Raw genomic sequence first — 14,381 nt, 5'->3', positions numbered from 1 at the left:
GCAACGCCTCGTGAGGGCCGATCGGATCAAGGTTTTGCGGTGCCGGATTGGGCTCCAGGGCTCAGTGCGGCAGGTGCCGGGGGCGGCGCCGTTGGGGCAGCCGCCATCGCTCCGGCCACCGGCGTCACGGTGTTGCCGGCGATGGCGCGCTGGACCGCGCCGATCACCACCCGGTCGTCGGCCTTGAGGCCGTTGCTGACGACGCGGAGCTGGCCCTCCTGCGGGCCGAGCGTGACCTGACGCTGCTCGACCACGTCGCCGGTGCCGACCACCATGACGTAGCTGCCGGTCTGGTTGGACATCACCGCGGTGTCGTTGATCAACAGCGCGTCGTCGAGCTTGCCGACCGCGACCCGGACCCTGACGAACAGGCCGGGCACCAGCGCCACGTCCTTGTTCGGCAGCGAGCCGCGGAGCTGCAGCGTGCCGGTGGCCGGATCGACTTGCGGCGCGATGTAGTCGACCTTGCCGGCGTAGGGGAACGTGGTGTCGGACGACAGCGCCACCTCGATCGGCATTTCCAGCCGCTCTTCGCGCATGTCCTTCAGCGTCTTGCCGCGTTTGGCGAGCGCGTCGCGCAAGGCGATCTGCTGCTGCTCGGTGATGTTGAAATACACGTACAGCGGATCGACCTGAAGGATGGTAGCGAGCTTGGTGGCGCCGGTCGAACCGACCAGGGTGCCGACGTTCACCAGACGGCGGGTGACGACACCGTCGAACGGCGCCGTCACCGTGGTGTAACCGAGCGAGGTCTTGGCGAGAGCCAGCGAGGCTTCGGCGGCGGCGACTTGGGCGTTGGCCGAGGCCAGATTGGTCAGGGCGTCATCGACATTGCGCTGTGAGGCGACGTCCTTCTGGCCGAGGATCGACTGCCGGTCGGCTTCGCGCTGGGCGTTGGCCTGCTTGGCCTTGGCGCCGTCGAGCTGCGCCTGCTGCAGGTCGACCTGGGCCTGGTATTGGGCCCGCTCGATCTTGAACAGCACGCGGTCCTTCTTGACCGCCTCACCGTCGAGATAGTCGATGCTCTCGATGAAGCCTTGCACCCGCGCTTCGAGATCGACCGAGGCGACCGGCGCGGTGTTGCCGGTGAATTCTGCATACAGCGTCACCGGCGCCTGGGTCGGCTTGGCCACGGTGACCTTGGCGGGCGGCGGCGCGGCGTATGTGTTCTGCTCCTTGCAGCCGGCCAGCATCACGGGGGCGCTGGCGATCAGCGCGACCAGGGCGATCCTGTGTGAAAACGCCAAACATACCGAGCGGGCGCAAACCATCCGAATCTCTCCGTGTCGCGCGCGGAAGCGAACTCGCGCGGCACGGGAACTCAGAGCTGATTCCGGGATCACGGTCCAACGATTAGGACAAAACCATGGCGTGCGGCTTCGTGGGGGCCGCGCCGCGATGCGTCTGCTACGCCTGCTGCTCGAAGATCATCGCCAGATGCACGATGGTCTCGACCGCCTTTTCCATGTCCTGGCGGCTGACCCATTCCAGCCGCGAGTGGAAGGCGTGCTCGCCGGCGAACACGTTGGGGCAGGGCAGGCCCATGAACGACAGTCGCGCGCCGTCGGTGCCGCCGCGAATCGCCGCGGTGACGGGCGTGAGGCCGGCGCGGCGGATCGCTTCGCGGGCGTTCTCGACCAGCTCGGGATGGCGGTCGAGCACCTGTTTCATGTTGCGATATTGCGGCTGGATCTCGATCTTGGCGCGCGAGCGCGGGTAATCCAGCATCACCTCTTCGACGATGCTCTGCAGCAGCGTCTCCTTGTCCTGCAGCCCGGCCTCGGTGAAGTCGCGGACGATGAAGGCAATCACGGCCTTCTCCAGCGCGCCGGTGATGCCGACCGGGTGCAGGAAGCCGTCGCGGCCTTCGGTGGTCTCCGGCGAGCAGCCGGTCTTCGGCAGCCGCTCGATGATCGCCGCGGCGATCTTGATGGCGTGTTCGATCTTGCCCTTGGCGAATCCCGGATGGGCGCTGACGCCTTCGATCGTGATCACGGCGCTGTCGGCCGAGAACGTCTCGTCCTCGATATGGCCGGCGCTTTCGCCGTCCATCGTGTAGGCGAAATCGGCGCCGAGCTTTTTCAGGTCGACCTTGTCGACGCCGCGGCCGATTTCCTCGTCCGGGGTGAACAGGATCTTGAGCGTGCCGTGCGCGATCTCGGGGTGCGCCAGCAGAAACCGCGCCGCATCCATGATCTCGGCGATGCCGGCCTTGTTGTCGGCACCGAGCAGGGTGGTGCCGTCGCTGGTGACGATGTCGTGGCCGATCTGATCCGACAGCGCCGGATGCTCGGCGCGCCGAATCACCTGCGAGGAATCACCCGGCAGAACGATGTCGCCGCCCTGATAGTCTTTCCAGACCTGCGGCTTGACGCTGGCTCCTGAACAATCGGGCGAGGTATCCATGTGGGCGCAGAAGCACACCACCGGAACGTTCGGCTTGGCGGTGGTCGCGGGAATTGTCGCGTAGACGTAGCCGTGCTGGTCGAGATGGGCGTCGGCGAGCCCTAGTTCGCGCAGCTCCTGCGCCAGCAGCGCACCGAGATTCTTCTGCTTCTCGGTGGAGGGGCAGGTGTCGGAGGCCGGATCCGACTGGGTGTCGATGGTGACGTAGCGGAGAAAACGCTCCAACACGGTGAAGTCGAAGTTAATCGCGGTCACGGCCGAACTCCTGCAGGCTCGCAACCATCCCGGCACGCGCTCGAGCGCATTCGGTCGCGAGCTTTTCTGTTGATAGCCTGTCCTGGCGTGCGGCGCGACCCGCAGCCGAACGACGGTTGGCATCAAAAAGAAACGGCAGGCGGGGCGGATGCCCAAGCCTGCCGTTCTTCAATCTGAACCGGAGCTGGTTCCAATCAATTTGGAAACCGACCCCAGCGCCGCGCGGGACGAGCTCTATTCAAGCGTTCCCGAAGGCCGGAAACGCCCGAACCAATGACCCCGGAAGCAGAATCAGATCGCTTCCTTGAGTTCCTTGGCGGCGCGGAATGCCACCTTCTTGCTGGCCTTGATCTGGATCTGCTCGCCAGTGGCCGGGTTGCGGCCCATGCGGGCGGCGCGCTTGCGGACCTGGAGGATGCCGAGGCCGACGATGCGGATGCGCTCGCCCTTCTTCAGGTGCTTGGTGATGCGGGTCACCATGTCGCCGAGAATGGCTTCGGTCTGCTTCTTCGACAGCTCGTGCTCTTCGGCGAGCGCCGCTGCGAGATGCTTCAGGGTCACCGTTGCCGGCGTCGCGGATTTGGCAACTGCTTTCTTCGCCATATAGCTCTCCTGCTGTGTGTGGCGGCTTAGAAACTAAGACGTACCAGGGCTTAGATGATTCGGGTGGGCGCTGCCTACGCCGTTTGCCCTGTAAACAGCGCATTATTTGCATTCGGGTGTCGAAAAATGCCGACATTAAAGGATAAATGCAAAGCTGTGCACGAGAATGGGAATCTCTGCCGCAAGCCGCTTGACTTGGGAGGGCGGGCCCTTTAATCGACCGCCTGCGCGGTTGATGCAAACCACGCGGGAGTAGCTCAGTTGGTTAGAGCGCCGGCCTGTCACGCCGGAGGTCGCGGGTTCGAGCCCCGTCTCTCGCGCCATTTCGCCCAGGCGGCGTTTTGGCGATCCCGCGAGCTTCCCTGAAACTTTCCGTCGACGAATTGAACCTACGCCACGCGTGTCTGTTGGTCGGTGACGCGCGCGTACGGTGCTGATGTGTCTGGCTGAATTGAGCGGGACGATCGCAGGCGGGGCGGACATTCGCACGCGCCGCAGCTCACGTCGCAACTCGAAAAAGCAGGGGCGATGCAGGTGAGGGGCGGCAGGGCCGCAATGCTCTCACCCCTCTGTTACCGCCGATGCGCGACGGCAGAGGTATGCTTATCTGACCGTCGACTGACCGGAGTCCGTGAGGGTCATCTGCTTGGTGGCCTTGATCACCTGGGCGGTCTGGCTGTCGGACGCGGTGGTGCGGGCCATGATCCCGAGTGCGGCGACGCTGATACCGGCAACGAGAGCCACCACCACGATCTTCAGGTGGGTCGCACGATCCGCTGAATGCAAAGAGTGGTTCATCGCTGCCTCCCCGCGGCTCTTGCTGTTGCCGCGTTGACGAACGGACGATAGCCTTGCGTGTGTTTCAGGATCGTTTCGCCGGTTCCGAAAATGGTTTCGTGCGATCACCGTATGGTTTCTGTTTGGTTGATGTGTCTACGGTCGGTGCTGAATGATGAGTCACGAATTCGTGCTGCTAAAGACGTATGGAGGTGCATATGCCTCGGAGTTGCCACAGCTTGGCTTGCGCCCCCTGTTGCACTGCGCTAAGCGGTAGAACAATTCAAATGCGAACGAGTCTGCGGCAGCGCAAAGGGCCGCGGGGTTAGGGAGCGGGTGATGAGCGGCATTCTGTCTAACTATCTGCCAATCGTCGTTTTTATCATCGTCGCGGCTGGTTTGAGCTTCGTCCTTCTGGTCGCTCCGTTCGCGGTGGCGTATCAGCAGCCGGACCCGGAAAAGCTCTCGGCCTATGAATGCGGATTCAACGCTTTCAGCGATGCCCGCATGAAATTCGACGTCAGATTCTACTTGGTCGCCATTCTGTTCATCATCTTCGACCTCGAGGTCGCGTTCCTGTTTCCGTGGGCGGTGGCCTTCGGCAAGCTTGGTGCGACCGGCTTCTGGTCGATGATGGTGTTCCTCGGCGTTCTGACCGTCGGCTTCGCCTACGAGTGGAAGAAGGGCGCGCTGGAATGGGATTGAGGCCTGAGACGATGCAGCCGACACCGTCGCAACAGCCGATCGGTGCGCAGCCGCTGGTGGCGCGGCCGGCCACCGGCATCATCGACCCGCGCACCGGCAAGCCGGTCGGCGCCGATGATCCGTTCTTTCTCAACGTCAACCGCGAGTTGTCCGACAAGGGCTTCTTCGTCGCCGCGACCGATGATCTGATCACCTGGGCGCGCACCGGCTCGCTGATGTGGATGACGTTCGGTCTGGCGTGCTGCGCGGTCGAGATGATGCAGCTGTCGATGCCGCGCTACGATGCCGAGCGGTTCGGCTTCGCGCCGCGCGCTTCGCCGCGTCAGTCCGACGTGATGATCGTCGCCGGCACGCTGACCAACAAGATGGCTCCGGCGCTGCGCAAGGTCTACGACCAGATGCCCGAGCCGCGCTACGTCATCTCGATGGGGTCGTGCGCCAACGGCGGTGGCTACTATCACTATTCGTATTCCGTGGTGCGCGGTTGTGACCGCATCGTTCCGATCGACATCTACGTGCCCGGCTGTCCGCCGACCGCCGAGGCGCTGCTGTACGGCGTGATGCTGCTGCAGAAGAAGATTCGCCGAACCGGCACTATCGAACGCTGAAGAAGGCTGTTTCATGGACGACAACGGGCTCGACACCCTGGGTCAGACGATCGTCGGCGCCTTGCCGGGCGTCGCGACCGGTCATTCGGTCGCGTTCGGCCAGCTCACGCTGACTGTCGATGCCGGCAAGATCGTGGACGTGATGCGGACGCTGCGGGACGATCCGCGCTTCCGCTTCATCAGCTTCATCGACATGACCGCGGTCGATTATCCCGGCCGCGCGCAGCGGTTCGAGATCGTCTATCATCTGCTGTCGCCGAAGCTGAACGAGCGGGTGCGGGTGAAGGCGGAGGTCGGCGAGACCACGCTGGTGCCGTCGATCATCGATGTGTTTCCCGGCGCCGACTGGTTCGAGCGCGAGGCCTACGATTTGTACGGCATCGTCATCACCGGCCATCCCGACATGCGTCGGCTGCTGACTGATTACGGTTTCGATGGTCATCCGCTGCGCAAGGATTTTCCGCTCACCGGTTTCGTCGAGGTTCGCTACGACGACGACCAGAAGCGGGTGATCTACGAGCCGGTCCGGCTCAATCAGGAATTCCGCAAGTTCGATTTTCTATCGCCCTGGGAAGGTGCGGACTATCCGGTTCTTCCCGGAGACGAGAAGGCGGGAGTGAAGTCGTGATGTCGCCCGCCATTCGCCATTCGCTACTCGCTTTGATGCGGAGCCCGCTCCATGGCTGACGCCGCCGCCGTAGACGCGCCCAGCGTCCGCAACTTCACCATCAATTTCGGCCCGCAGCATCCGGCGGCGCACGGCGTGCTCCGGCTGGTGCTGGAGCTCGACGGCGAAGTGGTCGAGCGGGTCGATCCGCATATCGGCCTCTTGCATCGCGGCACCGAGAAGCTGATCGAAGCCAAGACCTATCTGCAGGCGATCCCGTATTTCGATCGGCTCGACTACGTCGCGCCGATGAACCAGGAGCACGCGTTCTGCCTCGCGGTGGAGAAGCTGCTCGGCATCGCCGTGCCGCGCCGCGCGCAACTGATCCGCGTGCTGTACGCCGAGATCGGCCGCATCCTGTCGCATCTGCTCAACGTCACCACGCAGGCGATGGACGTCGGCGCGCTGACCCCGCCGCTGTGGGGCTTCGAAGAGCGCGAAAAGCTGATGATGTTCTACGAGCGCGCGTCCGGCAGCCGGATGCACGCGGCGTATTTCCGCGTCGGCGGCGTGCATCAGGATCTGCCGCCGAAGCTGGTCGACGATATCGACGCCTGGTGCGACGCGTTCCCGGCGGTGGTCGACGATCTCGACCGGCTGCTCAGCGACAACCGCATCTTCAAGCAGCGCAACGTCGATATCGGCGTGGTGACGCTCGATCAGGCGTGGGCCTGGGGCTTCTCCGGCGTGATGGTGCGCGGCTCGGGCGCGGCCTGGGACCTGCGCAAGGCGCAGCCCTACGAATGCTACGCCGAACTCGATTTCGAAGTGCCGATCGGCAAGAACGGCGACTGCTACGACCGTTACCACATCCGCATGGAGGAGATGCGGCAGGCGGTTCGGATCATGAAGCAGTGCATCGCCAAGCTGCGCGAGCCGGCCGGGCAGGGACCGGTGGTGGTCGACGACCACAAGATCTTCCCGCCGCGTCGCGGCGAGATGAAGCGCTCGATGGAAGCGCTGATCCATCACTTCAAGCTGTACACCGAGGGCTTCCACGTCCCGGCCGGCGAAGTCTACGCCGCGGTCGAGGCGCCGAAGGGCGAATTCGGCGTGTATCTGGTGTCCGACGGCAGCAACAAGCCGTACAAGTGCAAGATCCGCGCGCCGGGCTTCGCGCATCTGCAGGCGATGGATTTCCTCAGCCGCGGCCATCTGCTGGCCGACGTCTCGGCGATCCTCGGCTCGCTCGACATCGTGTTCGGAGAGGTCGATCGGTGAACGTCCCCGAGCCCATCCAGTTCGACCGCGCCACCGGCGCGCTCGAGGGCGCTGGCGCCCTGGAGCGCGTAGCGGCGTATGCGCTGGTGATGGGCGCCCGGGTGTCGTCGACCTTCTCGTATCGCGGCTACAACGCTGCGGCGAATCTGATGCGCAAGGCGCTGCCGGAGCGCGACATCGCGATCAAGCTGAATCCGGACGCGACCTTCGTGTTTCCTTACGGCGACGGCTACTGGAGCAAGCTGCTGCAGCGCGACTACGCCTACGAGATCGAACTCGACCTGCTGTTCCGCGACGCGGCCGATGTCGATTTCACCTTCGTCGATTGCGGCGCCAATTACGGCTACTGGTCGGTGCTGGTGTCGAGCGCCCCGTTCGGCGCGCATCGCACGCTGGCGATCGAGCCGTCGAGCCAGAACTTCGCCCGTCTGGCGCACAACGCCAAGGTCAACGGCGACCGGTTCACGGTGATGAAATGCGCCGTCGGGTCCGCGCGCGGCGTTGCCCGGCTGTCCGGCACCAAGCACGAAGCGCTCAGCATCGTCGGCAAGCCCGGCGCCGATGGTGAGGACGTGCCGGTGATCCGGCTCGACGATTTGATCGACGACGGCCACCTGCCGCTGGGCGGCAAGTACATCGTCAAGCTCGACGTCGAGGGCGTCGAGATCGACGCGATCCGCGGTGGCCAGCGGCTGCTGGCCGAGGACACCGCGATCCTGTGCGAAGAGCATGGCAGCGACCCCGATCACACGGTTTCGCGCTACATCCTCGAACATACGCCGCTGAAGCTGGTCGTGTACGACCCGCAAAGCAATCAATACGAGGCCGTGGTCGACCTCGGCATTCTCGACCGGATCAAGGTCGCGTCGAATGTCGGCTACAACGTCGTCGGAACCTCGAGCGCGTTCTGGCACGCCCGTATCCAACACCTCAATGCGAGCGTGGCGAAACGCTCGGCGAGAAACTGAGCATGTCCGTTCGTCGTCTGGCACCCAAAGAGCTGCAACCCGAGAGCTTCGCGTTCACCGCGGACAATCTCGCCTGGGCGCAGAAGGAAATCACCAAATATCCGCCGGGCCGGCAGTTCTCGGCGGTGATCGCGATCATGTGGCGCGCGCAGGAACAGTGCGGCGGCTGGCTGCCGGAAGCGGCGATCCGCACCGTCGCCGACATGCTGCAGATGCCGCATATCCGGGCGCTGGAAGTCGCGACCTTCTACACCATGTTTCAGCTCAATCCGGTCGGCAAGAAGGCGCACGTCCAGGTCTGCGGCACCACGCCGTGCCGGCTGCGCGGCGCCGGTGAGCTGATCGAAGTCTGCAAGAGCCGGATCCATCATGATCCGTTCCATCTGTCCGCCGACGGCGACTTCTCCTGGGAGGAGGTCGAGTGCGCCGGCGCCTGCGTGAACGCGCCGATGGTGCAGATCTTCAAGGACGTCTACGAGGACCTGACGCCGGAGACCTTGAACAAGGTGCTCGATGGCTTCGCGGCCGGCAATCCGCCGACTCCGGGCCCGCAGAACGGCCGCCAGCATGCGGCACCGATTACCGGTCCGACCACTCTCACGAGCGGCGGTATCAACGTGTCGCCGGTCGATGCCAACGGGCCGCCGCTGACCGACAGCGAGGCCAAGCGGAGCGGGGCGGCGGCCAATGTTCAGGAGCGGCCGGCGCCGAAGCCGCCCGCCGCCGACGCCAGCGGTAAGAACACGCCATGACGATGATCGCCCTAGCGGGGCGCGCCGTCGCGGAAAGCGCGAGAGCCATGCCGACCCCGGTTTACATCCTGCTGCACGGTGTCGCCGCCGCAGCGTTCATATTTCTGCTGCAGCGCTACGCGCTCGGTGCGACACTTCAATCGAGCCTGATCTGGGCGCTGACCTTCGGGGGCTGCGCGGCCGGTCTCGCTCACATGCAAACCAAACGCTGACAGGGAACGCCGCAAGCCATGCTGGACGACAAGGACCGCATCTTCCGGAACCTGTACGGTCTCGACGACTGGACGCTGAAGGGCGCGCGCCGTCGCGGCGCGTGGGAAGGCACCAAGGCGATCATCGACAAGGGCCGCGACTGGATCATCAACGAGATGAAGGCGTCGGGCCTGCGCGGCCGCGGCGGCGCCGGCTTCCCGACCGGCCTGAAATGGTCGTTCATGCCGAAGGACAATGCCGACGGCCGGCCGAGCTATCTGGTCGTCAACGCCGACGAGTCCGAGCCCGGTACCTGCAAAGACCGCGAGATCATGCGCCACGACCCGCACACGTTGGTCGAAGGCTGTCTGCTCGCCGGCTGCGCGATGGGCGCCCACACCGGCTACATCTACGTCCGCGGCGAATTCATCCGCGAGCGCGAGCGGCTGCAGGCGGCGATCGACCAGGCCTACGAGGCCAAGCTGCTCGGCAAGGACAACGTCCACGGCTATCCGTTCGACCTGTATGTCGCGCATGGTGCCGGCGCTTATATCTGCGGCGAAGAAACCGCCCTATTGGAAAGCCTCGAAGGCAAGAAGGGCCAGCCGCGGCTGAAGCCGCCGTTCCCGGCCAATGTCGGCCTGTTCGGCTGCCCGACCACCGTCAACAACGTCGAGTCGATCGCGGTCGCGCCGGATATCCTGCGCCGCGGCGCCGCCTGGTTCTCGTCGATCGGCCGGCCCAACAACGTCGGCACCAAGCTCTACGGCATCTCCGGCCACGTCAACACGCCCTGCGTCGTCGAAGAGGCGATGGGGATTCCGTTCCGCGAGCTGATCGAAAAGCACGGCGGCGGCATCCGCGGCGGCTGGGACAATCTCTTGGCGATCATTCCCGGCGGTGCGTCGTGCCCGTTGATCCCGGCGGCGGATTGCGAAGAGCTGATCATGGACTTCGACGGCACCCGCGCGGTGAAGTCGAGCTTCGGCACCGCCGGCGTGATCGTGATGGACAAGTCCACCGACATCGTCGCGGCGATCGCGCGCATCAGCTACTTCTTCAAGCACGAAAGCTGCGGCCAGTGCACGCCGTGCCGCGAAGGCACCGGCTGGATGTGGCGGGTGCTCGACCGCATGGTCGGAGGCCGCGCCCACAAGCGTGAAATCGACATGCTGCTGGAAGTGACCAAGCAGGTCGAAGGCCACACCATCTGCGCGCTCGGCGATGCCGCGGCTTGGCCGATTCAGGGCCTGATCCGCGCCTTCCGCCCGGAGATCGAGCGCCGTATCGACGACTTCTCGCGCAAGGCCACGCTCGACGATCAGGGCGTGCTCGATCCGGCGCACATGCAAGCGGCGGAGTAGGGGGCGAAGATGGCGGACGAGCCCGACAATCTGGTGCTGACTTACTTGCGGCGGATGGACGCCAAGCTAGATCGCGTGATCGATGACGTTCACGACCTGAAGGTGGGTATGACGGGCGTCGAAGAAGGCCTGGCCGGCGTCAATCGCCGTCTCGATCGTCTCGAAGTTCGTGTCGACCGGATCGAGCGTCGCCTCGATCTCGCCGACCAGCCGCATTGATCGCTCGCCGACACTGAGAGTGACTGGAACGATATGATCAAGATCATCGTCGACGGCAAGGAAGTCGAAGTTCCGCCGGAATACACCCTGCTGCAGGCCTGCGAGTCGGCCGGCGCCGAGATTCCGCGGTTTTGTTATCACGAGCGGCTGTCGATCGCCGGCAACTGCCGGATGTGTCTGGTCGAGCTCAAGGGCTCGCCGAAGCCGGTTGCGAGCTGCGCCTGGGGCGTGCGCGACTGCCGCCCGGGCCCGAACGGCGAGCCGCCGGAAGTCTCGACCAAATCGCCGATGGTCAAGAAGGCGCGCGAAGGCGTGATGGAGTTCCTGCTGATCAACCATCCGCTCGACTGCCCGATCTGCGACCAGGGCGGCGAGTGCGACCTGCAGGACCAGGCAATGGGCTACGGCGTCGATCAGAGCCGGTTCGCCGAGAACAAGCGTGCGGTCGAGGACAAATATCTCGGCGTGCTGGTCAAGACCTCGATGACCCGCTGCATCCAGTGCACCCGCTGCGTGCGCTTTGCGGCGGAAATCTGCGGCGTGCCGGAGATGGGCGCGATCGGCCGCGGCGAGGATATGGAGATCACCACCTATCTGGAGAATGCGCTCACCTCCGAGCTGCAGGGCAACCTCGTCGATATCTGCCCGGTCGGCGCGCTGACGTCGAAGCCCTATGCGTTCGCCGCGCGGCCCTGGGAGCTCGGCAAGACCCAGTCGATCGATGTGATGGACGGCGTCGGCTCGGCGATCCGGGTCGACACCCGCGGCCGCGAAGTGATGCGGATCCTGCCGCGCGTCAACGAGGCGATCAACGAGGAGTGGATCTCCGACAAGACCCGCCACGTCGTCGACGGCCTGCGCACCCAGCGGCTCGACCGGCCTTACGTCCGCGAAGGCGGCAAGCTGAAGCCGGCGAGCTGGCCGCAAGCGTTCGCCGCGATCAAGGCCAAGCTCGACGGCGCCTCGGCCAAAAAGATCGGCGCGATCGCCGGCGATCTCGCCGCGGTCGAAGAGATGTTCGCGCTGAAGCAGCTGCTCGCCAAGCTCGGCTCTGACAACGTCGCGGCGCAGAACGTCGCCGCGTTCGATCCGAAGGCCGGCCGCGCCAGCTACATCTTCAATCCGGGTATCGTCGGCATCGAGCAGGCCGACGCGGTGCTGATCATCGGCTCCGATCCGCGCAAGGAGGCGGCGATCCTCAACGCCCGCATCCGTAAGCGCTGGCGCGCCAGCGGCATGCCGATCGGCGTGATCGGCGGCAAGGCCGATCTCACTTACGGCTACGACTATCTCGGCGCCGGCACCGACACGCTGAACGACCTGATCGCCGGCAAGCACGCCTTCGCCGAGACGCTGAAGAACGCCAAGAATCCGATCATTCTGGTCGGCGCGGCGGCGACCTCACGGCGCGACGGCCCGGCGATCCTGTCGCTGGCCGCCAAGCTCGCGGCCGACATCGGCGCGCTCGACGACGGCTGGAACGGTTTTGCAGTGCTGCATCCGGCGGCCTCCAGCGTCGGTGCGCTGGACATCGGCTTCGTGCCCGGCAAGAGCGGCCTGGGCGCGGCCGAGATGGTCACCGCCGGCGGCGTCGATGTGCTGTTCTCGCTTGGCGCCGACGAGATCAAGGTGCCGGATGGCGCCTTCGTGGTCTACATCGGCACCCATGGCGATCGCGGCGCGCACCGCGCCGACGTGATCCTGCCGGGCGCCGCCTACACCGAGAAGTCGGGCATCTACGTCAACACCGAAGGCCGCGTGCAGATCGCGAACCGGGCGGCGTTTCCGCCGGGCGATGCGCGCGAGGACTGGGCGATCCTGCGGGCGCTGTCGGACGCGCTCGGCGCCAAGCTGCCCTATGACTCGCTGGCGGCGCTGCGCAAGGCGCTGTTCGCCGAGGTGCCGCATCTGATGCGGATCGATCAGATCGAGGCCGGTGATCCGGCCGATGTGCGCAAGCTGGCGGGCGCCGGCGGCAGCGTCGAGAAGACGCCGTTCAAGCCGGTGATCGCCGATTTCTACATGACCAACCCGATCGCGCGGGCATCCGCGGTGATGGCGGAATGTTCCCGCCTGGCGTCGGGGCAATTGCTGACGGCGGCGGAGTAGGCGGGACCCATGGCTGAATTCTTCGCGACCAACCTGTGGCCGCTGCTCGTGGTGATCGGGCAGAGCGTGCTGCTGTTGGTCATCCTCCTGATCTCGATCGCCTACATCCTGCTCGCCGACCGCAAGATCTGGGCGGCGGTGCAGATCCGCCGCGGCCCGAACGTGGTCGGGCCGTGGGGCCTGCTGCAGTCGTTCGCCGACCTCCTGAAGTTCGTCCTCAAGGAGCCGACGATTCCGGACGGCGCCAACAAGGGCCTGTTCCTGCTGGCGCCGCTGGTCACCTGCGTACTGGCGCTGGCGGCCTGGGCGGTGATCCCGGTGAGTGCCGGCTGGGTGATCGCCGACATCAATGTCGGCGTGCTGTACATCCTCGCGGTGTCGTCACTGTCGGTGTACGGCATCATCATGGCCGGCTGGTCGTCGAACTCGAAGTACCCGTTCCTGGCCGCGCTGCGCTCGGCCGCGCAGATGGTGTCGTACGAAGTCTCGATCGGCTTCGTCGTGATCTGCGTGCTGCTGTGCGTCGGTTCGCTGAACCTGACCGCGATCGTCGAGGCGCAGAACGGCAAATGGGGCATGCTCGGCTGGTACTGGCTGCCGCTGTTCCCGATGTTCGTGGTGTTCTACGTTTCGGCGCTCGCCGAAACCAACCGTCCGCCGTTCGATCTCGTCGAAGCGGAATCGGAACTGGTCGCCGGCTTCATGGTCGAATATTCGTCGACCCCGTATCTGCTCTTCATGCTCGGCGAATACGTGGCGATCGTCACGATGTGCGCGATGGGCACGATCCTGTTCCTGGGCGGCTGGCTGCCGCCGGTGCCTTACGCACCCTTCACCTGGGTGCCGGGCATCGTCTGGTTCGCGCTCAAAGTCCTGTTCATGTTCTTCCTGTTCGCGATGGCGAAGGCGATCGTGCCGCGTTACCGCTACGACCAGTTGATGCGGCTGGGCTGGAAGGTGTTCCTGCCGCTGTCGCTGGCGATGGTGGTAATCGTGGCGGCCGTCCTGCAGTTCGCCGGCCTGGCACCGAAATGAGGCTTTGATGAACGTCACCGCTACCGCCCGTTCGCTGCTTCTGACCGAGTTCGTATCGGCGTTCTTTCTCGCCATGCGTTACTTCTTCAAACCGAAGCCGACGATCAATTATCCTTTCGAGAAGAATCCGATCTCGCCGCGGTTCCGCGGCGAGCACGCGCTGCGCCGTTATCCCAACGGCGAGGAACGTTGCATCGCCTGCAAGCTGTGCGAGGCGATCTGCCCGGCGCAGGCGATCACCATCGAGGCCGGTCCGCGCCGCAACGACGGCACCCGCCGCACGGTGCGCTACGACATCGACATGGTGAAGTGCATCTATTGCGGGTTCTGCCAGGAGGCGTGCCCGGTCGACGCGATCGTCGAGGGACCGAATTTCGAATTCGCCACCGAGACCCGCGAAGAATTGTACTACGACAAGGCCCGCCTGCTGGCCAATGGCGACCGCTGGGAGCGGGAAATCGCCAAGGCCATCTCCCTCGACGCGCCGTACCGGTGAGCTG

At 65.0% G+C, this 14,381-nt stretch carries 15 protein-coding genes, 1 tRNA gene and 1 pseudogene; 13 read left to right on the top strand and 4 right to left on the bottom strand.

Translation table 11 applies throughout. The annotated features are described in order from the left end of the window. Positions 1-26 precede the first annotated feature (26 nt). The 3 genes and pseudogenes from DNX69_RS08855 to DNX69_RS08845 all read right to left on the bottom strand — a co-directional run. Positions 27-1,271 (bottom strand): efflux RND transporter periplasmic adaptor subunit, encoded by a 1,245-nt coding sequence (locus DNX69_RS08855; RefSeq protein WP_110785641.1) that lies wholly within the window; start codon positions 1,269-1,271, stop codon positions 27-29. A 136-nt stretch (positions 1,272-1,407) separates the two neighbouring features. Next, positions 1,408-2,661 (bottom strand): peptidase T, encoded by a 1,254-nt coding sequence (pepT, locus tag DNX69_RS08850; RefSeq protein WP_110785640.1) that lies wholly within the window; start codon positions 2,659-2,661, stop codon positions 1,408-1,410. Between the two features lie 291 nt (positions 2,662-2,952). Next, positions 2,953-3,270: pseudogene (locus tag DNX69_RS08845) on the bottom strand (HU family DNA-binding protein); the annotation flags it as partial. A 240-nt stretch (positions 3,271-3,510) separates the two neighbouring features. Between DNX69_RS08845 and DNX69_RS08840 the strand changes: the two are divergent. Further along, a tRNA-Asp gene (locus DNX69_RS08840) sits at positions 3,511-3,587 on the top strand. A gap of 280 nt (positions 3,588-3,867) precedes the next feature. On the opposite strand, the gene DNX69_RS08835 is transcribed toward DNX69_RS08840, so the two are convergent. Then, complete coding sequence (locus DNX69_RS08835) at positions 3,868-4,062, bottom strand: hypothetical protein (RefSeq protein WP_110785639.1); 195 nt, start codon at positions 4,060-4,062, stop codon at positions 3,868-3,870. A gap of 318 nt (positions 4,063-4,380) precedes the next feature. Between DNX69_RS08835 and DNX69_RS08830 the strand changes: the two genes are divergently transcribed. Genes DNX69_RS08830 through nuoI form a run of 12 tightly spaced genes read left to right on the top strand, consistent with a single transcriptional unit; the run spans position 4,381 to position 14,377 of the window. After that, the gene (locus tag DNX69_RS08830; protein ID WP_011158501.1) at positions 4,381-4,746 is read left to right on the top strand and encodes an NADH-quinone oxidoreductase subunit A; all 366 of its coding nucleotides are present in this window, start codon (positions 4,381-4,383) and stop codon (positions 4,744-4,746) included. Then, positions 4,737-5,354 (top strand): NuoB/complex I 20 kDa subunit family protein, encoded by a 618-nt coding sequence (locus DNX69_RS08825; RefSeq protein ID WP_425327299.1) that lies wholly within the window; start codon positions 4,737-4,739, stop codon positions 5,352-5,354. Before DNX69_RS08830 ends, DNX69_RS08825 begins: the two co-directional genes overlap by 10 nt. A gap of 13 nt (positions 5,355-5,367) precedes the next feature. Further along, on the top strand, positions 5,368-5,982 hold the full coding sequence (locus tag DNX69_RS08820; protein ID WP_110785637.1) for an NADH-quinone oxidoreductase subunit C: 615 nt from the start codon (positions 5,368-5,370) through the stop codon (positions 5,980-5,982). A 51-nt stretch (positions 5,983-6,033) separates the two neighbouring features. Then, positions 6,034-7,242, top strand: a complete 1,209-nt coding sequence (locus tag DNX69_RS08815; protein WP_110785636.1) for an NADH-quinone oxidoreductase subunit D — start codon at positions 6,034-6,036, stop codon at positions 7,240-7,242. Then, positions 7,239-8,210 carry an FkbM family methyltransferase gene (locus DNX69_RS08810; protein WP_110785635.1) on the top strand — a complete coding sequence of 324 codons (972 nt, stop codon included), beginning with the start codon at positions 7,239-7,241 and terminating at the stop codon, positions 8,208-8,210. Before DNX69_RS08815 ends, DNX69_RS08810 begins: the two co-directional genes overlap by 4 nt. 2 nt (positions 8,211-8,212) lie before the next feature. Then, the gene (nuoE, locus tag DNX69_RS08805) at positions 8,213-8,962 is read left to right on the top strand and encodes an NADH-quinone oxidoreductase subunit NuoE (RefSeq protein ID WP_110785634.1); all 750 of its coding nucleotides are present in this window, start codon (positions 8,213-8,215) and stop codon (positions 8,960-8,962) included. Positions 8,963-9,009: 47 nt separating this feature from the next. Further along, positions 9,010-9,174: a hypothetical protein gene (locus DNX69_RS08800; RefSeq protein ID WP_234826901.1), complete on the top strand. Its 165-nt coding sequence runs from the start codon at positions 9,010-9,012 to the stop codon at positions 9,172-9,174. Positions 9,175-9,192: 18 nt separating this feature from the next. Then, complete coding sequence (nuoF, locus tag DNX69_RS08795; protein ID WP_110785632.1) at positions 9,193-10,518, top strand: NADH-quinone oxidoreductase subunit NuoF; 1,326 nt, start codon at positions 9,193-9,195, stop codon at positions 10,516-10,518. 9 nt (positions 10,519-10,527) lie between these two features. Next, complete coding sequence (locus tag DNX69_RS08790) at positions 10,528-10,737, top strand: hypothetical protein (protein ID WP_110785631.1); 210 nt, start codon at positions 10,528-10,530, stop codon at positions 10,735-10,737. Between the two features lie 33 nt (positions 10,738-10,770). After that, positions 10,771-12,846, top strand: a complete 2,076-nt coding sequence (gene nuoG, locus DNX69_RS08785; protein ID WP_110785630.1) for an NADH-quinone oxidoreductase subunit NuoG — start codon at positions 10,771-10,773, stop codon at positions 12,844-12,846. 9 nt (positions 12,847-12,855) lie between these two features. Then, the gene (nuoH, locus tag DNX69_RS08780; protein WP_110785629.1) at positions 12,856-13,881 is read left to right on the top strand and encodes an NADH-quinone oxidoreductase subunit NuoH; all 1,026 of its coding nucleotides are present in this window, start codon (positions 12,856-12,858) and stop codon (positions 13,879-13,881) included. Positions 13,882-13,888: 7 nt separating this feature from the next. Further along, positions 13,889-14,377 carry an NADH-quinone oxidoreductase subunit NuoI gene (gene nuoI / locus DNX69_RS08775; protein WP_110785628.1) on the top strand — a complete coding sequence of 163 codons (489 nt, stop codon included), beginning with the start codon at positions 13,889-13,891 and terminating at the stop codon, positions 14,375-14,377. Positions 14,378-14,381 lie beyond the last annotated feature (4 nt).

This window comes from Rhodopseudomonas palustris (assembly GCF_003226555.1).
Classification (GTDB): Bacteria; Pseudomonadota; Alphaproteobacteria; order Rhizobiales; family Xanthobacteraceae; genus Rhodopseudomonas; species Rhodopseudomonas palustris_I.
This window is presented reverse-complemented; position numbering and strand designations above follow the sequence as displayed.

Excerpts from the sequence above, each read along its gene's own strand:
- DNX69_RS08855 (WP_110785641.1), bottom strand. The coding sequence starts at position 1,271 with ATGGTTTGCGCCCGCTCGGTATGTTTGGCGTTTTCACACAGGATCGCC.
- DNX69_RS08835 (WP_110785639.1), bottom strand. The coding sequence starts at position 4,062 with ATGAACCACTCTTTGCATTCAGCGGATCGTGCGACCCACCTGAAGATC.
- DNX69_RS08830 (WP_011158501.1), top strand. The coding sequence starts at position 4,381 with ATGAGCGGCATTCTGTCTAACTATCTGCCAATCGTCGTTTTTATCATC.
- DNX69_RS08825 (WP_425327299.1), top strand. The coding sequence starts at position 4,737 with ATGGGATTGAGGCCTGAGACGATGCAGCCGACACCGTCGCAACAGCCG.
- DNX69_RS08820 (WP_110785637.1), top strand. The coding sequence starts at position 5,368 with ATGGACGACAACGGGCTCGACACCCTGGGTCAGACGATCGTCGGCGCC.
- DNX69_RS08815 (WP_110785636.1), top strand. The coding sequence starts at position 6,034 with ATGGCTGACGCCGCCGCCGTAGACGCGCCCAGCGTCCGCAACTTCACC.
- nuoE (WP_110785634.1), top strand. The coding sequence starts at position 8,213 with ATGTCCGTTCGTCGTCTGGCACCCAAAGAGCTGCAACCCGAGAGCTTC.
- DNX69_RS08800 (WP_234826901.1), top strand. The coding sequence starts at position 9,010 with ATGCCGACCCCGGTTTACATCCTGCTGCACGGTGTCGCCGCCGCAGCG.
- nuoF (WP_110785632.1), top strand. The coding sequence starts at position 9,193 with ATGCTGGACGACAAGGACCGCATCTTCCGGAACCTGTACGGTCTCGAC.
- DNX69_RS08790 (WP_110785631.1), top strand. The coding sequence starts at position 10,528 with ATGGCGGACGAGCCCGACAATCTGGTGCTGACTTACTTGCGGCGGATG.
- nuoG (WP_110785630.1), top strand. The coding sequence starts at position 10,771 with ATGATCAAGATCATCGTCGACGGCAAGGAAGTCGAAGTTCCGCCGGAA.
- nuoH (WP_110785629.1), top strand. The coding sequence starts at position 12,856 with ATGGCTGAATTCTTCGCGACCAACCTGTGGCCGCTGCTCGTGGTGATC.
- nuoI (WP_110785628.1), top strand. The coding sequence starts at position 13,889 with ATGAACGTCACCGCTACCGCCCGTTCGCTGCTTCTGACCGAGTTCGTA.